This is a genomic window from Pseudomonas sp. NY15374 (assembly GCF_048068255.1).
GTDB classification, from domain to species: Bacteria; Pseudomonadota; Gammaproteobacteria; order Pseudomonadales; family Pseudomonadaceae; genus Aquipseudomonas; species Aquipseudomonas machongensis.
This window is the reverse complement of record NZ_JBLUPZ010000003.1, coordinates 365,918-388,328: the sequence shown is the minus strand read 5'-3', so window position 1 is coordinate 388,328 and position 22,411 is coordinate 365,918. Positions and strand designations below refer to the sequence as shown.

The window sequence follows — 22,411 nt, the reverse complement described above, 5'->3', positions numbered from 1 at the left end:
TTCAGTCCGGAATTGGCAGGCAGAGGCTCTCCTTGACCTCTTCCATCACGATGTAGCTTTTCGATTCGCGCACATGCGGCAGCTTGAGCAGGATGTCGCCCAACAGCTTGCGGTACGAGGCCATCTCGGAAATGCGCGCCTTCACCAGGTAGTCGAAGTCTCCCGACACCAGGTGGCACTCCAGCACATGCGGCAGCTTGAGGACGGCGCGGCGGAACTCTTCGAAGGTGTCGCCGGACTTGTAGTCCAGGCTGATCTCGACGAACACCAGCAGGCTGCCCTTGAGGTGTTGCGGATTGAGGCGGGCGTTGTAGCCCATGATGATGCCCTCACGTTCCAGGCGGCGGACACGTTCGGTGCAGGGGGTGGTGGACAACCCGACTTTCTCGCCCAGCTCGGTGAAAGAGATACGCCCGTCATTCTGCAGGATGCGCAGGATGTTGCGGTCGATCTTGTCCAGTTCACGTTTGCTCTGGTGTTGGGTTCTCATAGGGGATGCCCCTCCGTGAAAGGCGTTTTTGCCGAGAATTCTCGCCAAATATAGGTTTTTATATAGTGAAAAGCACTGGGCCGAGATTCTTATACTGCGCGCATCCATGCCATTTCAACAAAAGACTGCGGTGTACCGCGTGCGAGGGATAGACGATGCGAGTTTTGGTACTTGGTAGCGGTGTGATCGGAACCGCCAGTGCCTACTACCTGGCCCGGCAAGGTTTTGAAGTGACGGTGGTCGATCGCCAGCCGGCGGTGGCCATGGAAACCAGCTTCGCCAACGCTGGCCAGATCTCGCCCGGCTATGCCTCGCCCTGGGCCGCGCCAGGCGTGCCGCTCAAGGCCATCAAGTGGCTGCTCGAGCGCCACGCACCGCTTGCCATCAAGCTGACCGGTGACGTCGACCAGTACCTGTGGATGGCGCAGATGCTGCGTAACTGCACCGCCAATCGCTATGCGGTGAACAAGGAGCGCATGGTGCGCCTGTCCGAGTACAGCCGCGACTGCCTCGACGAGCTGCGCGCCGAAACCGGCATCGCCTACGAGAGCCGCACTCTGGGCACCACTCAACTGTTCCGTACCCAGGCCCAGGTCGATGCCGCAGCCAAGGATATCGCCGTGCTCGAGCAGTCTGGCGTGCCTTACGAATTGCTCGACCGCGACGGCATCGCCCGCGTGGAGCCTGCGCTGGCGGGCGTGAAGGACATCCTTGCTGGCGCCCTGCGCCTGCCCAACGACCAGACCGGCGACTGCCAGCTGTTCACCACCAAGCTGGCCGACATGGCCATCAAGCTGGGCGTCGAGTTCCGCTTCGGCCAGAACATCCAGCGCCTGGACCATGCCGGTGACCGTATCAACGGCGTGTGGATCGACGGCAAGCTGGAAACCGCCGATCGCTATGTGCTGGCCCTGGGCAGCTATTCGCCGCAACTGCTCAAGCCGCTGGGCATCAAGGCACCGGTGTATCCGCTCAAGGGCTACTCGCTGACCGTGCCGATCACCGATGCCGACATGGCCCCGACCTCGACCATTCTCGATGAAACCTACAAAGTCGCCATCACCCGTTTCGACAACCGTATCCGTGTCGGTGGCATGGCTGAAATCGCCGGTTTTGACCTGTCGTTGAACCCGCGTCGACGCGAAACGCTGGAGATGATCGTCAACGACCTTTATCCTCGCGGCGGCGACCTGAGCCAGGCCAGTTTCTGGACCGGCCTGCGCCCGGCCACTCCAGATGGCACCCCGATTGTCGGTGGCACCGCGTTCCGCAACCTGTTCCTCAATACAGGTCACGGTACCCTTGGCTGGACCATGGCTTGCGGTTCCGGTCGCCTGCTGGCCGACCTGATCGCGCGCAAGAAGCCGCAGATCAGTGCCGAAGGGCTGGACATCTCGCGCTATGGCAACAGCCGCGAGAGTGCTGGCCACGGTAGCCCGGTATCGGCTCACCAGTAATTGCAACGCTGGCCTCTTCGCGGGCAAGCCCGCTCCCACGGCAGGATGAGGACTTGTGGGAGCGGGCTTGCCCGTGAAAAGGCCAGCACCGTTCCTCCGTCATAAACAGATCCACCAGAAGGCTGCCCTCCATGCGCCCCGCCCGTGCCCTGATCGACCTCCAAGCCCTCCGTCACAACTACCGCCTGGCCCGTGAATTGTCCGGCGCCAAGGCCCTTGCCGTGGTCAAGGCCGATGCCTACGGCCACGGTGCGGTACGTTGCGCCCTGGCGCTGGAGACCGAGGCTGACGGTTTCGCCGTTGCCTGCATCGAAGAGGCTCTGGAGCTGCGTGCCGCAGGGATCAAGGCTCCGGTGCTGCTGCTCGAAGGCTTCTTCGAGGCCAGCGAGCTGGCGCTGATCGCCGAGCACGACCTGTGGTGCGTGGTGCACTCGCTGTGGCAGCTCGAAGCGATCGAGCAGACCGCCGTGCGCAAGCCGCTGAACATCTGGCTCAAGCTCGACAGCGGCATGCACCGCGTCGGCCTGCACCCCAAGGACTACCACGAGGCCTACCAGCGCCTGCTGGCCAGCGGCAAGGTCGCGCGCATCGTGCTGATGACCCACTTCGCCCGTGCCGACGAGCTCGATGCCTCGACCACCGAGCAGCAGGTTGCCGTGTTCCAGGCCGCCCGCCAGGGGCTGGCTGCTGAGTGCAGCCTGCGCAACTCCCCCGGTGTGCTGGGCTGGCCGCAGGTGCCGAGTGATTGGGTGCGCCCGGGCATCATGCTGTACGGGGCCACGCCGTTCGAGGTCGAGCAGGCCGCAACTGCGCGCCTGCAACCGGTAATGACCCTGCAATCGCGCATCATCAGCGTGCGCGAACTGCCAACCGGTGAGCCGGTCGGATACGGTGCCAAGTTCACCAGCCCGCGCCCGACTCGGGTTGGCGTAGTCGCGATGGGTTACGCCGATGGCTACCCACGCCACGCGCCCACCGGCACCCCGGTGGTGGTCGCCGGCAAGCGTACTCAACTGATTGGTCGGGTCTCGATGGACATGCTCTGCGTCGACCTCACCGAAGTGCCAGAGGCGGGTATCGGCAGCCCGGTCGAACTGTGGGGCAAGCAGGTCCTGGCCAGTGACGTGGCGCAGCAGGCTGGCACCATTCCCTACCAGATCTTCTGCAACCTGCGGCGCGTGCCATTGGATTATTACGGCGAATGAGGCGCTGAAGCGGACAGGCTGGGGTCTTGCGTGTTGTAAATACTGAACGGCATTGCCATGATATCGTTCACATTTGACCTCATCTCGACCGTTTCTGGAGGCGCAAGCTTTGGACGTCGGCGAACGACTGCAAGCCATCCGCAAGCTCAAGGGCCTGTCCCAGCGCGAACTCGCCAAACGGGCGGGCGTAACCAACAGCACCATCTCGATGATCGAGAAGAACAGCGTGAGCCCGTCGATCAGCTCCCTGCGCAAGGTGCTGAGCGGCATACCCATGTCGATGGTCGAGTTCTTTTCCGTCGAGCTTGCGCCGGAAAGCCCCACCCAGATCGTCTACAAGGCCCACGAGCTGATCGACATTTCCGACGGCGCGGTGACCATGAAGCTGGTCGGCAAATCGCACCCCAACCGTGCCATCGCCTTTCTCAACGAGGTCTATCCGCCGGGGGCCGACACGGGTGAAGAGATGCTCACACACGATGGCGAAGAGACCGGAATCCTCCTCGAAGGCCGCCTCGAACTGGTGGTCGGCGCCGAAACCTTCATCCTCGAAGCGGGCGACAGCTACTACTTCGAGAGCACCCGTCCGCACCGTTTCCGCAACCCTTTCGACGAACCTGCCCGCCTGATCAGTGCTGCCACGCCTTCGAACTTTTGATCCAGCGCAGCGTATTGTTTCGCCAATACCCCTTTCCTGTGTGGGGTCGTTTCACGCCTTCCGGGTAGCCGCTATACTTTTCAACGCTCGCCAACCGTGGCGGCGGGCGTGATTAGCCACCATGAGGGTGTACGCGTGAACCAAATCAAGAAAATGCTGGCCGTACCAGCAGCCGTATTCGCCCTCTGGGCACTCAATGCAAGCGCTGCGACCAACGACGACATCGCCAAGCGCCTGGAGCCGGTGGGGCAGGTGTGCGTCCAGGGCCAGGAGTGCAAGGGCATGGAAGTGGCCGTATCGGCCGGTGGCGGTGGCGCCAAGACACCCGACGAAATCATCGCCAAGCACTGCAATGCCTGCCATGGCACGGGCCTGCTGAATGCGCCGAAGATCGGCGACACGGCGGCCTGGAAAGAGCGCGCCGATCACCAGGGCGGCCTCGACGGGATTCTGGCCAAGGCCATCACCGGCATCAACGCCATGCCGCCCAAGGGCACCTGCGCCGACTGCTCGGATGAAGAGCTCAAGGGTGCGATCAAGAAGATGTCCGGGCTGTAGACCGGACTGGATTTGCGTAAAGCCCGCCATTAATGGCGGGCTTTTGCATTTAGGGGTAGGTGCCGGCCCCGGGAAGAGGTCGGCCCGGTCAGCCAATCAGCTAGGGTAATGGTCACAACCTGTAGGAGCGGGCTTGCCCGCGAAAGGGCCGGCCTGTTCAGCAAATCAGCCAGGGCAATGGTCACAACCTGTAGGAGCGGGCTTGCCCGCGAAAGGGCCGGCCTGTTCAGCAAATCAACCAGGGTAATGATCACAACCTGTAGGAGCGGGCTTGCCCGCGAAAGGGCCGGTCTGGTCAGCAAATCAGCCAGGGTAATGGTCACAGCCTGCAAGCCCCCACAAAGCCACAGGAGCCCCCGATGCCCCACCGCTGCTCGATCGACCAGGCCGTCGACCAGGTCCTGGCCCGCCTCCCGGCCCATATCCACATGGGCCTGCCCCTGGGCCTGGGCAAACCCAATGCCTTCGTCAACGCCCTCTATGCCCGCATCCGCAGCCTGCCCGAGCGGCGCCTGACGATCTACACCGCCCTCAGCCTGGGCCGACCGCCGCTGGGTGACGGCCTGCAGCGGCGCTTCCTCGAACCCTTCGTCGAGCGCGTCTTCGCCGACTACGAAGAGCTCGACTACCTCGCCGACCTGCGCAACGACACCCTCGCGGCCAACATCCGTGTCGAGCAGTTCTTCATGCAGCCCGGTTCGCTGCTGCACAGCGAGACCGCCCAGCAGGACTACGTCAGCAGCAACTACAGCCACGCTGCGCGCGATATCAACGGCAAGGGCCTGAACCTCATCGCCCAGATCGTCGCCGCCACGCCCGAGCGTCCGGATCATCTGAGCCTGGCCTGCAACCCCGACATTACCCTCGACCTGCTGCCAATGATCGCCAAACGCCGTGCCGCAGGCGAAACCATCCTCATGCTCGGCCAGGTGCATGCCGAACTGCCCTACATGCCGGGCGACGCCGAACTGCCTGCACAGGATTTCGACCTGCTGATCGATACCCCCGAGCAGCGTCGACTGTTCTGCACCCCGAACATGCCGGTCACCCTCCAGGATCACTGCATCGGCCTGTACGCCAGCACCCTGGTGCGTGATGGCGGCACCCTGCAGATCGGCATCGGCGCCATGGGCGATGCCGTGGCCGCAGCGCTGCTCGCGCGCCAGGACGACAACGGCGCCTACCGCGCGTTGCTCGAAGACCTGGACCTGAACCCCTGGAACACGCTGATCGAGCGTGAGGGTGGTATGGATGCCTTTGCCCAGGGGCTCTACGGCTGCAGCGAGATGTTCGTCAACGGCCTGCTGGCGCTGGCCGAAGCAGGCGTGGTGCGGCGCCCGGCCGACGAGCAGGGCGTGCTGGTGCATGGCGGGTTCTTTCTCGGCACCGCGGATTTCTACCAGCGCTTGCGGCAGATGCCTCTTGAGCAGCGCAAACGCTTCGCCATGACCGCCATCAGCTTCATCAACGAGCTGTATGGCGACGAAGCACTCAAGCGTCGCCAACGCCGCGATGCGCGCTTCGTCAATACGGTGTTCGGCATGACCCTGCTCGGTGCCGGGGTGGCCGATCAGCTGGAAGATGGCCGGGTGCTCAGTGGTGTGGGCGGGCAATACAACTTCGTGGCCCAGGGCCATGCACTGGAGGGCGGTCGCTCGATCCTGCTGCTGCGTAGCTGGCGCGAGGCGGGTGGCGAGGTGACGTCGAATGTGTTCTGGCAGTACGGCCATTGCACCATCCCCCGGCACCTGCGCGACATCGTGATCACCGAATACGGCATCGCCGACCTGCGTGGGCAGACCGACAGCGAGGTGATCGCACGGTTGCTGGCAATCAGTGACTCACGTTTTCAGAAGCCTTTGATGGAGCAGGCCAAGAAGGCCGGCAAGCTGGCGCGGGACTTCGAGCTATCGGCACGCTTCACCGACAACACGCCCGAGCGCCTGGAAGCGATCAGGGCGCGGCATGCGGGGTTGTTCCCCGAGTACCCGCTGGGCAGCGACTTCACGCCTGAGGAGCAGGACCTGCTGCGGGCGCTGAACTGGCTCAAGAGCAAGTTCAAGCTGAGCGAGGTGCTGGAGCTGGGCAAGGCGGCGCTGGATGCGCCTGAACCTCAGGTCTATCCGGCGCATCTGGTGCGGATGGGGCTGAGTGAACCGCAGGGGCTGAAGGAGGAGCTGTACCAGCGGTTGCTGCTGGCGGGGTTGCAGGCTGCAAAATAAACGCTCGGACATGCTCTTCCCTGTGGGAGCGGGTTTACCCGCGAATGCGATGGCGCATCCCAAATCGCATTCGCGGGTAAACCCGCTCCCACAGAGCTCGCGTAGCGGCCTTATTCGATGAAGGTCACGACCCCACCTTCCAGCGACTTCACCCGAGCCAGCGATTCGACGCGATAGCCCTGGCTGTCCAGCTCGGCGCGACCGCCCTGGAACGACTTCTCGATGACGATCCCCAGGCCCGCCACGGTGGCGCCGGCCTGCTTGATGATCGAAATCAGCGCCTGGGAAGCCTTGCCGTTGGCCAGGAAGTCATCGATCACCAGCACGCGATCACTGCTGTTGAGGTGACGCGGCGAGATGGCCACGGTGTTCTCGGTCTGCTTGGTGAAGGAATACACCGAAGCGGTCAGCAAGTTCTCGGTCAGAGTCAGCGACTGATGCTTGCGGGCGAAGATCACCGGCACGCCCAGCTTCAGGCCGGTCATCACCGCCGGGGCGATGCCCGACGCTTCGATGGTGACGATCTTGGTCACGCCCGAGTCTGCGAACAGGCGGGCGAACTCGTCACCGATCAATTGCATCAGCGCAGGGTCGATCTGGTGGTTGAGAAACGCGTCGACTTTGAGAACCTGATCGGAAAGCACGATGCCTTCTTCGCGAATCTTCTGCTGCAGTGCTTCCACTGTGTATTCCTCGATGTAGCAAAGGTGGCCGCATCCAGAAGGTCGCGGCAAAGGTTTAAAGAGTAACGGTTGGTCAGCGTTTGAGCATGGCCCGGATGTCGGCCAGCGCGTTATTGCCCCGCGCCGCCTTCACCTCCACAGGCGCATCCTCCAGGCCTTCCCAGGCCAGGTCGTCCGGCGGCAGTTCATCCAGGAACCGGCTGGGCGTGCAGTCGATGATCTCGCCGTACTGCTTGCGCTTGGCGGCGAAGGTGAAGGCCAGGGTCTGACGGGCGCGGGTGATGCCCACGTAGGCCAGGCGGCGCTCTTCCTCGATGGTGTCGGCTTCGATGCTCGAGCGGTGGGGGAGGATTTCTTCCTCCATGCCCATGATGAATACGTAGGGGAATTCCAGGCCCTTGGAGGCGTGCAGGGTCATCATCTGCACACCCTCGGCGTTTTCTTCCTCTTCCTGCTGGCGCTCGAGCATGTCGCGCAGCACCAGCTTGCCGATGGCGTCCTCGATGGTCATGTCACCCTCTTCGTCCTTCTCGAGGGTGTTCTTCAGCGCATCGATCAGGAACCAGACGTTGCCGATGCGGAAATCCGCCGCCTTGTCGCTGGCGGTGTTCTGGCGGATCCAGTTCTCGTAGTCGATGTCCTTGACCATCTCGTGCAGCGCAGCGATCGGGTCTTCCAGGGCAACCTTGTGACGCACGCCGTCGAGCCAGTGCTTGAAGCGCTGCAGGCGCTCGGTGTAGCGCGCATCGAGGTGCTCGCCCAGGCCCAGCTCCTCGCTTGCCGCGTACATCGACACGCCGCGCTCGGTGGCGTAGTTGCCGAGCTTTTCGAGCGTGGTCGAGCCGATCTCGCGGCGCGGTACGTTGATCACCCGCAGGTAGGCGTTGTCGTCGTCCGGGTTGACCAGCAGGCGCAGGTAGGCCATGAGGTCCTTGACCTCCTGGCGACCGAAGAAGCTGTTGCCGCCCGACAGGCGATAGGGCACCTGGTGATGCTGCAGCTTCAGCTCGATCAGCTTGGCCTGGTAGTTGCCGCGGTAGAGGATGGCGAAGTCGCTGTACGGACGATTGGTGCGCAGGTGCAAGGTGAGGATTTCCATGGCCACGCGCTCGGCCTCGGCTTCCTCGTTCTTGCAGCGGATCACGCGGATTTCGTCGCCCACGCCCATCTCGCTCCACAGCTGCTTCTCGAAGTCGTGGGGGTTGTTGGCGATCAGCACGTTGGCGCAGCGCAGGATGCGGCTGGTGGAGCGGTAGTTCTGCTCGAGCATCACCACTTTCAGGGAGGGATAATCCTCCTTGAGCAGCATCAGGTTTTCCGGGCGCGCGCCACGCCAGGCGTAGATCGACTGGTCGTCGTCGCCCACCACGGTGAACTGGTTGCGCATGCCGATGAGCATCTTCACCAGCAGGTACTGGCTGGCGTTGGTGTCCTGGTATTCGTCGACCAGCAGGTAGCGCACGCGGTTCTGCCAGCGTTCCAGCACGTCGGTGTGCTCCTGGAACAGCTTGACCGGCAGCAGGATCAGGTCGTCGAAGTCCACCGCGTTGTACGCCTTGAGCGTGCGCTGGTAGTGGGTGTAGACGATGGCGGCGGTCTGCTCGCGCGGGTTGCGCGCTTTCTCCAGGGCTTCGGCGGGCAGGATCAGGTCGTTCTTCCACGAGCCGATCATGTTCTTGATCTCGTCCAGCCCGTCGTCGCCGGAGTATTCCTTCTGCATGATGTCCGACAGCAGCGCCTTGATGTCGGACTCGTCGAAGATCGAGAAGCCCGGCTTGTAGCCCAGGCGCTGGTGTTCCCGGCGGATGATGTTCAGGCCCAGGTTGTGGAAGGTGCACACCGTCAGGCCCCGGCCTTCGCCTGGACGCAGCAGGGTGCCGACCCGCTCCTTCATCTCGCGCGCGGCCTTGTTGGTGAAGGTCATGGCGACGATGTACTGGGCACGGATGCCGCAGTTCTGGATGAGGTGGGCAATCTTGCGCGTGATCACGCTGGTCTTGCCGGAGCCTGCACCGGCGAGCACCAATAGAGGGCCGCCGACGTAGTCTCGGGCTTCCTGTTGCCGGGGATTGAGTCGGGACATGCTAGAAACCGGGAGTAACCAGAAAATAGCCGCGCATTCTAGCAGGCATGGGTCGGTTATGGCGCGACCGTCTGACAGTGTGATGCAGCGCACCATTCAGATTTGCGGGCGTTGCGACTTTCGCGCAGGATGCACGGCAAAATCCGTCGAGATGCGGGGCAGGGAACGCCACATATAAAAGTGAGAATCATTTCCACTTGTCGGTTAGGATACGGCACATCCTCGGTCACACTGTTCGAGCCCTAAGGAGCCCGCTTGTCCACGCCCGTCGAACCGTTGCGCTTGCTGCTGTTGGCCGATGAGCCGGAATGGGCTGCGTTGCTGCGCGAATGTGTCCAGCCGCTGGCTGGCAGCGCGGTACTGTTGACTGCGCCGAACTGGGAGGCGGTGGACAGCCTGTTCGTTCACGATCGCCAGGCCGTGGTACTGGCCACGCCCGACCTGCAGCCGACACCCGGACGCTGCGACCTGCCGACCATCCTGCTGCTGGAGCACGAGCCCGAGACGCCTCCGGTGGGCGTGAGTGACTGGCTGGTGCGTGGGCAACTGAGCAGTGACGCGCTGCGCCGCTCGTTGCGTCATGTGCGTGAACGCGGCGTGCTGGTCGCCACCTTGCAACGCCTGGCCGAGCAGGACCCGCTCACCGGCATCGCCAATCGCCAGGGCTTCCAGGCACTGCTCAGCGCACGCCTGGCGGAGAACGCAGGCCGCGGCCTGGCCCTCGGTCACCTGGACCTGGACAACTTCCGCCACGTCAACGACGCCCTGGGGCACCAGGGCGGTGATCGCCTGATCCTGCAGGTGGTCAACCGACTCAAGCAGCAGCTGGAGGCCGGTGATCAGTTGGCGCGCCTGGGCAGCGATGAGTTCGCGCTGCTGATCGACACCCGCCGCGACCCCAGCCGCGCCGAGCGCACCGCCGAGCGTATCGTCGAAGCCCTGGCCGAGCCGTACTGGATCGATGGCGAAAGCCTGCTGCTTGGTTGCAGCCTGGGCCTGGCCCATGCCCGTGCGCAAGCGGGCGCCGATCCGTTGATGTGGCATGCGCACATCGCCATGCGCCAGGCCAAGGGCAGCCAAGGCTGCACGTATCACGTGTTCAACGAGCGAATAAACAGCAACGCCCGCAGCCTCGCCGACCTGGAAAGCGAGCTGCGTCGGGCCCTGCGTCGTGACGAGCTTGAACTGCACTACCAGCCACGCTTGAACCTCAAGGACGGCACCATCGTCGGCCTCGAGGCACTGGTGCGCTGGCGGCATGCCGAGCGTGGTCTGCTGCCGCCCAGCGAATTCGTGCCGCTCGCCGAGCAGAGCGGGCTGATCGTACCGCTGGGCTACTGGGTGATCTCCCGCGCCCTGCGTGACATGCAGGCCTTGGGCGAGCATGGCCTGGCGCCGCTGCACATGGCGGTGAACCTGAGCTTCCGCCAGTTCCAGGACAGCCAGCTGTTGGCGACCCTGAGCCGGCTGATCGTCGAACACGGCGTCGATGCGCGTTGGCTGGAGTTCGAGCTGACCGAGACCGCGGTGATGCGCCGCAACGAAGTGGTGCGCCAGACCATGGATGCACTGGGGCGCCTGGGTGTGCGTTTCTCGCTGGATGACTTTGGCACTGGTTTTTCGTCGTTCGTGCACTTGAACAGCCTGCCCATCACTTTGCTCAAGGTCGATCGCAGCTTCGTCGCCGGCATGGAGCAGCGCGAAGAAAACCGCAAGCTGGTGCACGCGATGATCAACCTGGCGCACAACCTCAACCTGGAAGTGGTGGCCGAAGGGGTGGAAAGCGATGAGCAACTGGGTCTGCTGCGTGATTTCGGTTGCGACCAGGTGCAAGGGTTCCTGGTCAGCCGGCCGCTGCCGATCGATGAGCTGATCGTCTACCTGTTCCAGGCGGCCAAGCCGCAGTTGGTGAGTGTTTAGCCGGTAGCGGCCCGCGATAGGGCCGCCACTGATTTCAGGCCGAAACCGCCGCCCCCACGGCCGCCTTGCCCAGCAACCGCTTCATCCGCCATTCGAATGCCAGCGTCAGCGCCACCGCCGCACACGCCAGCCCCAGCGCCAAGCCCCACCAGATACCCACCGCACCCCCGCCGAGCGTGAAGGCGAACACCCAGGCGCATGGCGCGCCCACCAGCCAGTAGCACAGCAGACCGATCACGAACGTGGTCTTGGCGTCCTTCAGGCCGCGGATCGAGCCCATGGCGATGGTCTGCGTGCCGTCGAACAGCTCGAACCAGGCGGCCACCATCACCAGCTGCACGGCGAGCGCGAAGATGGCGGCGAACGCTGGGTCATTGCGGTCGACCAGCAGCCCCACGAAGGTCTCCGGGAACAGCCAGAACAGCACCGCGAAGGTGAACATCACCACCGCGCCCAGGCCGATCCCGATGCGCCCGGCGCTGCGCGCGGCCAGCAGGTTGCCTGCGCCGTAGTACAGCCCGACTCGCATGGTCACCGCATAGGACAGCCCGGTCGGCACCATGAACGCTGCCGAAATGATCGGCAGGGCGATCTGGTGGGCGGCCAGCTCGGTATCGCCCAGTACACCCATGCACAGCGCGGCGAAGGCGAACAAGCCGACTTCGACGATGTAGGTACCGCCGATCGGCAGGCCCAGCCGCCACAACTCGCGCAGTGCATCGAGCGATGGGTGTGACAGGCCCTTGCGCAGCGGATAGGCGTCGTATGCACGGTGCCAGTGGATGTAAAGCGCCAGGGCGATGGCCATGCCCAGCGACACCACGGCCGTGACCAGGCCGATGCCCATGAGGCCCAGCTTGGGCAGGCCGAACATGCCTTCGATCAGTGCGTGGTTGAACAGGTAGTTGAGTACCGTGCCCACCAGGCTGATGACCATCACTGGGGTCGAATGGCCCAGGGCGCTGGTGAAGCCGCGCAGGGCCATGAAGGTCAGGTAGCCGGGCAGCGCCAGGGGTAGCAGGGTGAGGAACTGCATGGCCATGTCGACGTTGTCGGGACGCTGGCCGAACAGCAGCAACAAAGGTTTGAGGTTCCACAACACCAGGGCCGCGCCCAGCGCCAGGCCCCAGGCCAACCACAGGCCGTTCTGCGCCAGGCGCGTGGCACCGGCGATGTCACCTGCGCCCTTGCGGAAGGCCACCAGGGTGCCGACCGCGGCGATCACGCCCAGGCAGAAGATCGACACGAACGAATAGCTCGCCGCGCCCAGGCCGCCACCTGCCAGCGCCTGTGGGCTGATGCGCGCCATCATCAGGGTGTCGGTGAGCACCATCAGCATGTGCGCCAATTGCGAGGCGACCAGGGGGCCGGCCAGGCGCAGCAGAGCCTTGAGTTCGGTGGTGGGCGCGACATGCATGGGGCGAAGTCCTTGGGTGTGGGTCCTACAGAAAGAGCTCACGATTCTGAGGCTTCGGTCAACATTGCACAAAAAGATAAAAGCGATCATTGGCATGAGTTCAACTCATGAATGTATGCTTCTGCCGAATTGCCTCATGCGCCCGTATGACAGGTGTCTCATGTCTCGTCAGCTACCACCGTTGTATGCCCTGCGCGCATTTGAAGCCGCCGCGCGGCTGAGCTCCTTCACCCGCGCCGGTGAGGAGCTGTCCATCACCCAGAGCGCGGTCAGCCGCCACATTCGCACGCTTGAAGATCACTTCGGCTGCCGCCTGTTCGTGCGCAACGGTCGTAATCTGCAGCCCACCGAGGCGGCGCGGATGCTGTTGCCCGGTGTGCGCGACGGGTTCTCGTCACTGGAGCGGGCCTGCAATACCTTGCGCGGCGAAGACGACATCCTGCGCATGAAAGCCCCCTCGACCTTGACCATGCGCTGGCTGCTGGCGCGCCTGAGCCGCTTTCGCCACCTGCAGCCGGGCAACGAGGTGCAACTGACCAGCGCCTGGATGGACGTCGACCATGTGGATTTCAATCAAGAGCCTTTCGATTGCGCCGTCCTGCTCAGCGACGGCAACTTTCCGGTGGACTGGGAGGTGCGCCGGCTGTTCGCCGAGCTGCTGATCCCGGTTGGCGCTCCGGACCTGCAGGCCGAAGCGCCGTGGGATGCGCGCAGGCTGGCCAGCGTCGAACTGTTGCACCCGACGCCCGATCGTCGCGACTGGCGCAGTTGGCTGGCGCGCATGGGCCTGAGCGAAACGGTGTCGCTCAAGGGCGGGCAGGTGTTCGATACCCTGGAGCTGGGCATGATCGCCGCAGCTCGGGGTTATGGGGTGTCGATGGGTGACCTGCTGATGGTCGCCGAAGACGTCGCCCAGGGGCGACTGAGTCTGCCATGGCCGACGGCGGTGGCCAGCGGCCTGGACTATTACCTCGTATGGCCGCGCACCCGCCCGGGCGGCGAGCGGTTGCGGCGTTTGAGTGCCTTCTTGCAGGAGGAGGCGGCGGCGATGGACTTGCCTGAGGTGGAGATCCTGGGCGCGTCTTGAGCGGGCCGATCAGGACTTATTCGTTGCAAGATTTTTCATGAAATCCGCCCGCGAACCTTGAGCAAGTCGAAGTGGAAGTGAACAATGTTCGCTTTCGTATTCTCGCCGAGATCGCCCCATGATTCCCCGTTCCCGTCCGCTCGCGTGGTTGCCGGCCTTGTTGCTCGGTCCGGTGCTGGCGCTGTGCAGCACCCTGGCGCAGGCTGAAGCCCCCGCCGAGGCCATCAAGGCGTTGCACCTGCTGGACTATATCGGTGCCGACTACCCGCCGACCGTAGAGGGCGGCAAGGTGGTGGATGAAGGTGAATACCGCGAACAGCAGGAGTTCAGCGGGGTGCTGGCCGAGCTGGTCAATGGCTTGCCGGCCAACCCCGAACGCGACGCTCTCGAGCAGGGTGTGCAGGCGCTGCGCCAGGCCATCGAGCAACGCCAGGACGGCAGCGCCGTGGCGCACCAGGCTCGGCAGTTGGGCGCGCGGCTGGCGGTGGCCTATGAGGTCAGCCAGGCGCCGGTGATCACGCCGGATCCGGCACGCGGTGCTGCGTTGTACGCGCAGAACTGCTCGATCTGCCACGGTGACACCGGTGCCGGTGACGGCCCTGCGGGTGTCGGCCTGGAGCCTGCGCCGGCCAACCTGCGCGACGCCCAGCGCCTTGACCAACTGAGCCTGTTCGACCTGTACAACACCCTCGGCCTGGGTATCGAGGGCACCGAGATGCCGTCGTTCGCCGACCAGCTCGACGAACGCCAGCGCTGGGATGTGGCAGCCTACATTGCCAGCTTCACCGCCGACCCGCAGGCGGCCAAGGGTGACAAAACCTGGAACATCGCCGACCTGGCCCGCCAGACTCCGGCCGAAGTCGCCGCCAACGAAGGCGCCGAGGCCGTTGCCGCATTCCGTGCCCAGCGTGCCCAGCCACCGCAGGTCAAGCGTGGCCCGGCACAGTTGCTCGAATACACCTCCAGCACCCTGGACAAGAGCCTGGCGGCCTACCGCGAGGGCGATCACGACCAGGCCTACGACCTGTCGGTGGCCGCATATCTCGAAGGCTTCGAGCTGGTGGAGAGCTCGCTCGACAACATCGACGCGCAGGTGCGCAAGGATACCGAGAAGTCATTGATGGCCTACCGGCAGTCGCTGCAGGATGGCCTGCCCGCCGAGCAGACTGCGCAGCGCCTGGCCGAGGCCAAGGTCAAGCTGGAGCAGGCGGCGAAACTGCTGGGCAGCGATGGTCTGAGTTGGTCGTTGAGCTACATCTCCGGGCTGCTGATCCTGCTGCGCGAGGGCCTGGAGGCGATCCTGGTGCTGGCCGCGATCCTCGCCTTCCTGCGCAATACCGGGCAGCAGTCGGCGGTACGCAGTGTCAACATCGGCTGGGGCCTGGCACTGGTGGCAGGTTTCGCCACCTGGGCCCTGGCGGCCTATGTAATCGATGTCGGCGGCGCCCAGCGCGAGTTGCTCGAGGGCTGCACGGCGCTGTTCGCCGCGGTCATGGTGCTGTGGCTGGGGGTCTGGATGCATGACCGGCGCCACGCCGCAGCCTGGCAGGACTACATCAAGAGCAGCCTGCTCAGTGGCGGCGGGCGCTTCGGCTTTGCCATGCTGGCGTTTTTCTCGGTGTACCGCGAGCTGTTCGAGGTGATCCTGTTCTACGAAACCCTGTGGCTGCAGGCCGGGCCTGCCGGGCACCAGGCGGTGCTGGCCGGTGGTGCTACCGCGCTGGTGTTGCTGGTGGGGTTGGCTTGGGTGATCCTGCGTGGATCGGCGAAGCTGCCACTGTCGCTGTTCTTCAGCATCAACGCTGCGTTGTTGTGCGCGCTGTCGGTGGTGTTCGCCGGGCACGGCGTCAAGGCGCTGCAGGAGGCTGGGGTAATGGGCACGCGACCGGTGCCGTTCTTCGAGTTCGATTGGCTGGGGATTCATGCCGACGCTTATTCGTTGAGTGCGCAGGCGGTAGCATTGCTGGCTATCGTGGTGCTTTACGGACGCTCGCGCATTGCCGAAAAACGCAGGGCTGCAGCGAACTGAGGCCGGGGCTGGCACACTATTGCTTTTCGAATTACGGAAACATCGTCATGCGCATATGGATCGACGCCGACGCCTGCCCCAAGGCGGCCAAGGACCTGGTCGTCAAGTTCGCCCTCAAGCGCAAGCTGGAAGTGGTGATGGTGGCCGGCCAGGCCGTGGCCAAACCGGCCTTCGCGATCGTGCGGCTGATCGTGGTGCCCAGCGGCATGGATGCCGCCGACGACTACCTGGTGGAGCATGCAGAGCCCGGCGAGCTGGTGATCTGCAGCGACGTACCGCTGGCAGATCGTCTGATCAAGAAGGGTGTGGCGGCGCTGGACCCGCGTGGTCGCGAGTTCGACGAGCGCAACATGGGGGATCGACTGGCGGTGCGCAACCTGTTCACCGAGTTGCGTGAACAGGGGCAGGTCGGCGGCGGGCAGGCGCCCTATGGCGAGCGGGAGAAGCAGGCGTTTGCCAATTCGCTGGATCGGATCCTCACGCGGTTGACGCGTTGACCTTTTCGCGGCGGTTCGGCGCTCCGACTTGCCCGCGAAAAGGCCCGCCCTGATGCGATTCAGTCCTTCTCGTGAGTCAGCTCCAGCACCCGGTCCACCAGTTTGTAGATCCCGCCCGCCGCTTCGCTGATCGACTTGGCCAGCATGTAGGCCGGGGTGGTCACCAGCTTGCGCTGGGTGTCTTCGACGATGTCATGCACATCGCATTCTTCATGGGTACCGCCCATCTTCACCACGGCTGCGCTGGTGTCGGCATCGTTGCCGATGGTGCAGACCACGCCTGGGCCGTAGATCTTCGCGGCCAACGCCGGCGAGATGCAGATCAGGCCGACCGGCTTGCACGCCGCGGCGAAGGCCTCGGCCAGTGCCAGTACCTCGGGGTTCACGCTGCAACTGGTCCCTTCGACGGCGAAATTGGACAGGTTCTTCGCAGCGCCAAAGCCGCCAGGGACGATCAGCGCGTCGAAGTCCTCGGCCTTGGCTTCGCGAATATCCTTCACTTCACCGCGGGCGATGCGCGCCGACTCCACCAGCACATTGCGCGACTCGGGCATTTCTTCGCCGGTCAGGTGATTGATCACGTGCATCTGCGCGATGTTCGGCGCGAAACACTGCACCTGGGCGCCGCGCTGGTCGAGGCGCAGCAGGGTGATCACGCTTTCGTGGATTTCGGCGCCGTCATACACGCCACAGCCGGAAAGAATCACCGCTACCTTTTTCGTCATGCTCATTACTCCAGTGTCGAGGCGCTAAATGTCCTCTAGTTTGGCAGATGTGGCCATAAGGGTTGTGCCCGACGCGGCCTAATCTCTGTGGATAACGCTTGGGATCGTCACCATGGACCTGATTCTGCTGGCCGTGCCGTTCTTCTTCGTGCTGATTGCTGTGGAGCTGGTCACCGACCGGCTGCGCGGGCAGCGCAACTATCGCCTGGCCGATTCGATCAACAGCCTGAGCACCGGGGCGCTGTCGACCAGCACGGGGCTGCTGACCAAGGGCGTCGGGCTTGTAAGCTACGCGCTGGCCTGGGAGCACCTGGCCCTGCTGCGCCTGCCGGACGGTGCGCTCTGGGTCTGGTTGCTGGCGTTCGTGCTCTACGACTTCTGCTACTACTGGCTGCACCGCCTCGGCCATGAACGCAACGTGTTGTGGGCGGCGCATTCGGTGCATCACCAGAGCGAGGAGTACAACCTCACCACCGCCCTGCGCCAGACCAGCAGCGGCTTTCTCTTCTCGTGGATCTTCTATCTGCCGCTGGCCCTGATCGGCGTGCCGCCGCTGGTATTCGTCACCGTGGCATCGTTGAACCTGCTGTACCAGTTCTGGGTGCATACCCGGCACGTGCCCAAGCTGGGCTGGCTCGAATGGGTACTGATCACGCCGTCCAACCATCGTGTCCACCATGCGCAGAATCCTTTGTACTTGGATCGCAACTACGGCGGCGTGTTCATTCTCTGGGACCGCCTGTTCGGCACTTTCCAGGAGGAGGACCCGCGCGAGCCCGTGGTGTTCGGCGTGACCACACCGCTGGCGAGCTGGAATCCGCTGTGGGCCAACCTGCAGTTCTATGCCCAGCTCTGGCGCGATGCGCGGCGCACTCGCAGCCTGTGGGACAAGCTGCGGATCTGGTTCATGCCCACCGGATGGCGACCGGCGGATGTGGAGGCGGGTTATCCACAGGCCAAGGTTGATCTGGCGCAGTTTCGCAAGTTCGAGATACCGCTGGGGCGAGCCCAGCAGTTGTACGTGGCGCTGCAGTTCGCCGTGTACGCAGGGTTGGGGAGTTACCTGATGGAGGTGGCCGAGCGCGTGCCGCCAGCGGCGCTGGTGCTTGGCTGGACACTGATGGCGTTTGGCTTGTTCGTGCTTGGGGTGGCGCTGGAGAACCGGCCTTGGGCCGCGCGCCTTGAGCTGCTGCGGCTGGCGTCCAACGGGCCCGCACTCTATCTGAGTGGGGTGTTGGGCCTAGGGGCGGTCACGCCCTTGGCCTGGCTCCTGCTCGGGCTCTACAGCCTGTTCAGCCTGTGCGGCCTGGCTTTCTGCCGCCGCCTTGCGCTCGGCACGCAGGTTGCGGAAACGTCGGCGCAGCCAGAGCAGCCCGCCCAGCACCAGCAGGCCGCCGAGCACCCATAGCTCGTATTTCTTCACGTTGCCCAGCAGGCCTTCGAGGATGGCGCCGAAGTGATAGGCCGCTGCGCCCAGGGCCAGGGCCCAGATCGCCGCGCCAATACCGTTGAGCAGCAGGTAGCGCCGCGGGGGATAGCCCGACAGGCCGATGGCCACCGGCATCACGGTGCGCAGGCCATAGACGAAACGGAAGCTCAGCACCCAGATGTCGGGGTGGCGGCGGATATGTTCCAGCGCGCGGTCGCCCATGGCCTGCCAGCGCGGTTTGCGCGCGAGGATCTTGCGCCCGTGGCGACGGCCCATGAAATACCAGAGTTGGTCACCGGCATAGCTGCCGAAGAACGCCACCACCACGACCAGGCTGATGTCCATGTATCCACGGAACGCGAGAAATCCTGCAAGTACCAGGATGGTCTCGCCTTCGAAGAAGGTGCCTAGAAAGAGGGCGAAATAGCCGAAATCCTGCAGGAATTGTTGAAGCATTTTCTGAGGTGCTGGCGAAATGAACGCGCAGCCTACCCCTTCGCGCGCCTGGGGGAAAGTGTCCAAATGTGTCTCGACGTGAACAATTCCTACAAGGACAATGCCTGCGGCCACAAGTCGCAGGGTTGCCCTTCCCTGTAACCTAGGCGTCATAATGGGCGCTTATAACTGTCGCGCTAGCCCGCCTGCGCGGGCTCAGGAGTCTGCCGTGAGCTTTACCCCCGCCAACCGCCTGTTTCCTGCTACCCGCCTGCGTCGCAACCGCCGGGACGAATTCTCCCGTCGCCTGGTTCGCGAGAACACCTTGACCGTCGATGACCTGATCCTGCCGGTATTCGTGCTGGACGGTGAAAATCGTCGCGAGGAAGTGCCGTCGATGCCGGGCGTCGAGCGCCTGTCGATCGACCTGCTGCTCGAAGCCGCACAGGGTTGGGTCGAGCTGGGGATTCCCGCGCTGGCGCTGTTCCCGGTGACCCCGGTGGAGAAGAAATCCCTCGACGGTGCCGAAGCCTGGAACCCGGATGGCATCGCCCAGCGTGCCACCCGCGCCCTGCGTGCGCGCTTCCCGGAACTGGGGGTGATCACCGACGTCGCACTCGATCCCTTCACCACTCACGGCCAGGACGGCATCCTCGACGAAGAGGGCTACGTACAGAACGACATCACCGTCGACGCCCTGGTGCGTCAGGCGCTGTCGCATGCCGAAGCCGGTGCCCAGGTGGTGGCGCCCTCCGACATGATGGACGGTCGTCTGCAGGCCATCCGCGAGGCCCTGGAGCTGGCCGGCCACGTGAACGTGCGCATCATGGCTTACTCCGCCAAGTACGCCAGCGCCTACTACGGCCCGTTCCGCGATGCGGTCGGCTCGGCGCTGAACCTGGGCAAGGCCAACAAGGCCTCCTACCAGATGGACCCGGCCAACAGTGACGAGGCCCTGCATGAAGTGGCCACCGACCTCGCCGAGGGCGCCGACATGGTCATGGTCAAGCCGGGCATGCCGTACCTGGACATCGTTCACCGCGTCAAAACCGAATTCCGCGTGCCGACCTTCGTGTATCAGGTCAGCGGCGAATACGCCATGCACATGGCGGCCATCCAGAACGGCTGGCTGAGCGAAGCCGTGATTCTCGAATCCCTCACCGCTTTCAAACGGGCCGGCGCCGATGGCATCCTCACCTATTTCGCCGTGCGTGCCGCTCAATTGTTGAGAGGGCAGTAACGCCCTCACAGGAACGTCAGATGAATAACGAAGTGCTCACTGCTGTCGAGATCAAGGAAGCCAAGGCCCTCCCGGAGGAACTGCTGCAGACCCCACCGGACCTGCCGGCGGCACCTGAGCCGGAGCCTGCGCCTGTCGTCGAGGCCGCCGCCCCGGCGCCGGCCCCGGCGATTCCGGTGCCCGGCCTGGACGACAGCAGCCTGTACATTCATCGTGAGCTCTCGCAGCTGCAGTTCAACATCCGCGTGCTGGAGCAGGCGCTGGATGAGTCCTACCCGCTGCTTGAGCGTCTGAAGTTCCTGCTGATCTTCTCCAGCAACCTCGATGAGTTCTTCGAGATCCGCGTCGCGGGGCTGAAGAAGCAGATCAATTTCGCCCGGGAACAGGCCGGCGCCGACGGCCTGCAGCCGCATCAGGCGCTGGCGCGGATCAGCGAGCTGGTGCACCTGGAGGTGGACCGCCAGTACGCGATCCTCAACGACGTGTTGCTACCGGAGCTGGAGAAGCATGCGATTCGCTTCATCCGCCGCCGCTACTGGACGCCCAAGCTCAAGACCTGGGTGCGTCGCTACTTCCGCGACGAGATCGCCCCGATCATCACCCCGATCGGCCTCGACCCGACCCACCCGTTCCCGCTGCTGGTGAACAAGAGCCTGAACTTCATCGTCGAGCTCGAGGGCGTCGATGCCTTCGGTCGCGACTCGGGCCTGGCGATCATTCCGGCGCCGCGTCTGCTGCCACGGGTGATCCGTGTGCCGGAAGAGGTTGGCGGCCCCGGCGACAACTATGTCTTCCTGTCGTCGATGATCCACGCCCATGCCGACGACCTGTTCCAGGGCATGAAGGTCAAGGGCTGCTACCAGTTCCGCCTGACCCGAAACGCCGACCTGGCGCTGGACTCCGAAGAGGTCGACGACCTTGCCCGTGCCCTGCGTGGCGAGCTGTTCTCGCGCCGCTACGGCGACGCCGTGCGCCTGGAGGTTGCCGACACCTGTCCGAAACACCTCTCCGACTACCTGCTCAAGCAGTTCAGCCTGAGCGAGAGCGAGCTTTACCAGGTCAATGGCCCGGTCAACCTGACTCGTCTGTTCAGCATCACTGGCCTGGACAGCCACCCGGAGCTGCAGTACACGCCGTTCACCCCGGCGATCCCGAAGATCCTGCAGAACGCAGACAACATTTTCAGCGTCATCAGCAAGCAGGATGTGTTGCTGATGCACCCGTTCGAATCCTTCACTCCGGTGGTCGACCTGCTGCGCCAGGCCGCCAAGGACCCGCACGTGCTCGCCGTGCGCCAGACCCTGTACCGCTCCGGGGCCAACTCGGAGATCGTCGACGCGTTGGTCGATGCCGCGCGTAACGGCAAGGAGGTCACTGCGGTGATCGAGCTGCGCGCGCGTTTCGACGAAGAGTCCAACCTGCAGATGGCCAGCCGACTGCAGGCGGCCGGTGCGGTGGTGATCTATGGCGTGGTCGGCTTCAAGACCCACGCCAAGATGATGCTGATCCTGCGCCGCGAGCAGGGCGAGATCGTCCGCTACGCGCACCTGGGTACCGGCAACTACCACGCCGGCAACGCTCGCCTGTACACCGACTACAGCCTGCTGACCTCCGATGATGCGCTCACCGAGGACGTCGGCAAACTGTTCAGCCAGTTGATCGGCATGGGCAAGACCCTGCGCATGAAGAAGCTGCTGCATGCGCCCTTCACCCTCAAGAAGGGCATGCTCGACATGATCGCCCGCGAGACGCAATTCGCGCTCGACGGCAAGCCGGCGCACATCATCGCCAAGTTCAACTCGCTGACCGATGCCAAGGTCATCAAGGCCCTGTACAAGGCGAGCCAGTCGGGCGTGCGCATCGACCTGGTGGTGCGTGGCATGTGCTGCCTGCGTCCGGGCATCCCGGGGGTTTCGCACAATATCAATGTGCGCTCGATCATCGGCCGCTTCCTTGAGCACACGCGGGTGTTCTACTTCCTCAACGGCGGCGAGGAGCAGATCTACCTGTCCAGCGCCGACTGGATGGAGCGCAACCTCGACAAGCGCGTCGAGACCTGCTTCCCGGTGGAGGGCAAGAAGTTGCTGCTGCGGGTGAAGAAGGAGCTTGAGGGCTACCTGACCGACAACACCCAGGCCTGGACCCTGCAGCCTGATGGTCGTTATGTGCGCAGTACCCCGACCGGCAACCAGAACCCGCGCAGCGCCCAGGCGACCCTGCTGGAGCGCCTGAGCAACCCGGTGCTGAACGTACGCTAGACACGCTGTAGGCGCGGC

General features: G+C 64.1%; 17 protein-coding genes and 1 pseudogene. 12 read left to right on the top strand and 6 right to left on the bottom strand.

The annotated features are described in order from the left end of the window. Position 1: 1 nt before the first annotated feature. A complete protein-coding gene (gene dadR / locus ACNFHO_RS09695) occupies positions 2 to 490 on the bottom strand; it encodes a transcriptional regulator DadR (RefSeq protein ID WP_003258963.1) in 489 nt (162 codons plus the stop codon). 155 nt (positions 491 to 645) lie between these two features. Here dadR and dadA point away from each other — a divergent pair, with 155 nt between their 5' ends. The 5 genes from dadA to ACNFHO_RS09670 all read left to right on the top strand — a co-directional run bounded on the left by dadA (position 646) and on the right by ACNFHO_RS09670 (position 6,590). Further along, positions 646 to 1,947: a D-amino acid dehydrogenase gene (gene dadA, locus ACNFHO_RS09690; protein WP_065864728.1), complete on the top strand. Its 1,302-nt coding sequence runs from the start codon at positions 646 to 648 to the stop codon at positions 1,945 to 1,947. A gap of 131 nt (positions 1,948 to 2,078) precedes the next feature. Further along, positions 2,079 to 3,152 carry an alanine racemase gene (gene alr, locus ACNFHO_RS09685; RefSeq protein ID WP_416766093.1) on the top strand — a complete coding sequence of 358 codons (1,074 nt, stop codon included), beginning with the start codon at positions 2,079 to 2,081 and terminating at the stop codon, positions 3,150 to 3,152. 109 nt (positions 3,153 to 3,261) lie between these two features. Further along, the gene (locus tag ACNFHO_RS09680) at positions 3,262 to 3,810 is read left to right on the top strand and encodes a cupin domain-containing protein (protein ID WP_054894107.1); all 549 of its coding nucleotides are present in this window, start codon (positions 3,262 to 3,264) and stop codon (positions 3,808 to 3,810) included. A 153-nt stretch (positions 3,811 to 3,963) separates the two neighbouring features. Then, a complete protein-coding gene (locus tag ACNFHO_RS09675; protein WP_054894126.1) occupies positions 3,964 to 4,368 on the top strand; it encodes a c-type cytochrome in 405 nt (134 codons plus the stop codon). A 359-nt stretch (positions 4,369 to 4,727) separates the two neighbouring features. Next, on the top strand, positions 4,728 to 6,590 hold the full coding sequence (locus tag ACNFHO_RS09670; RefSeq protein ID WP_416766091.1) for an acetyl-CoA hydrolase/transferase C-terminal domain-containing protein: 1,863 nt from the start codon (positions 4,728 to 4,730) through the stop codon (positions 6,588 to 6,590). 110 nt (positions 6,591 to 6,700) lie between these two features. Here the strand turns inward: ACNFHO_RS09670 and ACNFHO_RS09665 are convergent, their stop codons facing one another. Both ACNFHO_RS09665 and rep read right to left on the bottom strand, forming a co-directional pair. After that, positions 6,701 to 7,273 (bottom strand): xanthine phosphoribosyltransferase, encoded by a 573-nt coding sequence (locus ACNFHO_RS09665; protein WP_011536381.1) that lies wholly within the window; start codon positions 7,271 to 7,273, stop codon positions 6,701 to 6,703. Between the two features lie 73 nt (positions 7,274 to 7,346). Then, positions 7,347 to 9,356 carry a DNA helicase Rep gene (rep, locus tag ACNFHO_RS09660; RefSeq protein ID WP_054894105.1) on the bottom strand — a complete coding sequence of 670 codons (2,010 nt, stop codon included), beginning with the start codon at positions 9,354 to 9,356 and terminating at the stop codon, positions 7,347 to 7,349. A gap of 255 nt (positions 9,357 to 9,611) precedes the next feature. Here rep and ACNFHO_RS09655 point away from each other — a divergent pair, with 255 nt between their 5' ends. Further along, the gene (locus tag ACNFHO_RS09655; RefSeq protein ID WP_054894104.1) at positions 9,612 to 11,276 is read left to right on the top strand and encodes a putative bifunctional diguanylate cyclase/phosphodiesterase; all 1,665 of its coding nucleotides are present in this window, start codon (positions 9,612 to 9,614) and stop codon (positions 11,274 to 11,276) included. Between the two features lie 34 nt (positions 11,277 to 11,310). On the opposite strand, the gene ACNFHO_RS09650 is transcribed toward ACNFHO_RS09655, so the two are convergent. Next, complete coding sequence (locus tag ACNFHO_RS09650) at positions 11,311 to 12,693, bottom strand: NorM family multidrug efflux MATE transporter (RefSeq protein ID WP_054894103.1); 1,383 nt, start codon at positions 12,691 to 12,693, stop codon at positions 11,311 to 11,313. A 160-nt stretch (positions 12,694 to 12,853) separates the two neighbouring features. On the opposite strand from ACNFHO_RS09650, the gene ACNFHO_RS09645 reads away from it, so the two are divergent. The 3 genes from ACNFHO_RS09645 (at position 12,854) to ACNFHO_RS09635 (ending at position 16,306) form a co-directional block, all read left to right on the top strand. Continuing rightward, positions 12,854 to 13,780 carry a LysR substrate-binding domain-containing protein gene (locus tag ACNFHO_RS09645; protein WP_054894102.1) on the top strand — a complete coding sequence of 309 codons (927 nt, stop codon included), beginning with the start codon at positions 12,854 to 12,856 and terminating at the stop codon, positions 13,778 to 13,780. Between the two features lie 118 nt (positions 13,781 to 13,898). Further along, positions 13,899 to 15,809, top strand: coding sequence for an FTR1 family protein (locus ACNFHO_RS09640; protein WP_416766088.1), 1,911 nt, complete (start codon positions 13,899 to 13,901; stop codon positions 15,807 to 15,809). A 47-nt stretch (positions 15,810 to 15,856) separates the two neighbouring features. Then, on the top strand, positions 15,857 to 16,306 hold the full coding sequence (locus ACNFHO_RS09635) for a YaiI/YqxD family protein (protein ID WP_416766086.1): 450 nt from the start codon (positions 15,857 to 15,859) through the stop codon (positions 16,304 to 16,306). 59 nt (positions 16,307 to 16,365) lie between these two features. On the opposite strand, the gene elbB is transcribed toward ACNFHO_RS09635, so the two are convergent. Next, positions 16,366 to 17,031 carry an isoprenoid biosynthesis glyoxalase ElbB gene (gene elbB / locus ACNFHO_RS09630; RefSeq protein WP_054894099.1) on the bottom strand — a complete coding sequence of 222 codons (666 nt, stop codon included), beginning with the start codon at positions 17,029 to 17,031 and terminating at the stop codon, positions 16,366 to 16,368. Between the two features lie 112 nt (positions 17,032 to 17,143). On the opposite strand from elbB, the pseudogene ACNFHO_RS09625 reads away from it, so the two are divergent. Next, positions 17,144 to 17,722: pseudogene (locus ACNFHO_RS09625) on the top strand (sterol desaturase family protein); the annotation flags it as partial. Positions 17,723 to 18,271: 549 nt separating this feature from the next. Here ACNFHO_RS09625 and ACNFHO_RS09620 read toward each other — a convergent pair. Beyond that, entirely contained in the window at positions 18,272 to 18,916 is a 645-nt protein-coding gene (locus ACNFHO_RS09620; protein ID WP_172964798.1) for a DedA family protein, read from the bottom strand. Between the two features lie 208 nt (positions 18,917 to 19,124). Here ACNFHO_RS09620 and hemB point away from each other — a divergent pair, with 208 nt between their 5' ends. Together hemB and ppk1 are read left to right on the top strand one after the other, a co-directional pair. Then, positions 19,125 to 20,135 carry a porphobilinogen synthase gene (gene hemB, locus ACNFHO_RS09615; protein WP_063542047.1) on the top strand — a complete coding sequence of 337 codons (1,011 nt, stop codon included), beginning with the start codon at positions 19,125 to 19,127 and terminating at the stop codon, positions 20,133 to 20,135. Positions 20,136 to 20,155: 20 nt separating this feature from the next. Continuing rightward, positions 20,156 to 22,393, top strand: coding sequence for a polyphosphate kinase 1 (ppk1, locus tag ACNFHO_RS09610; protein WP_151925446.1), 2,238 nt, complete (start codon positions 20,156 to 20,158; stop codon positions 22,391 to 22,393). Positions 22,394 to 22,411 lie beyond the last annotated feature (18 nt).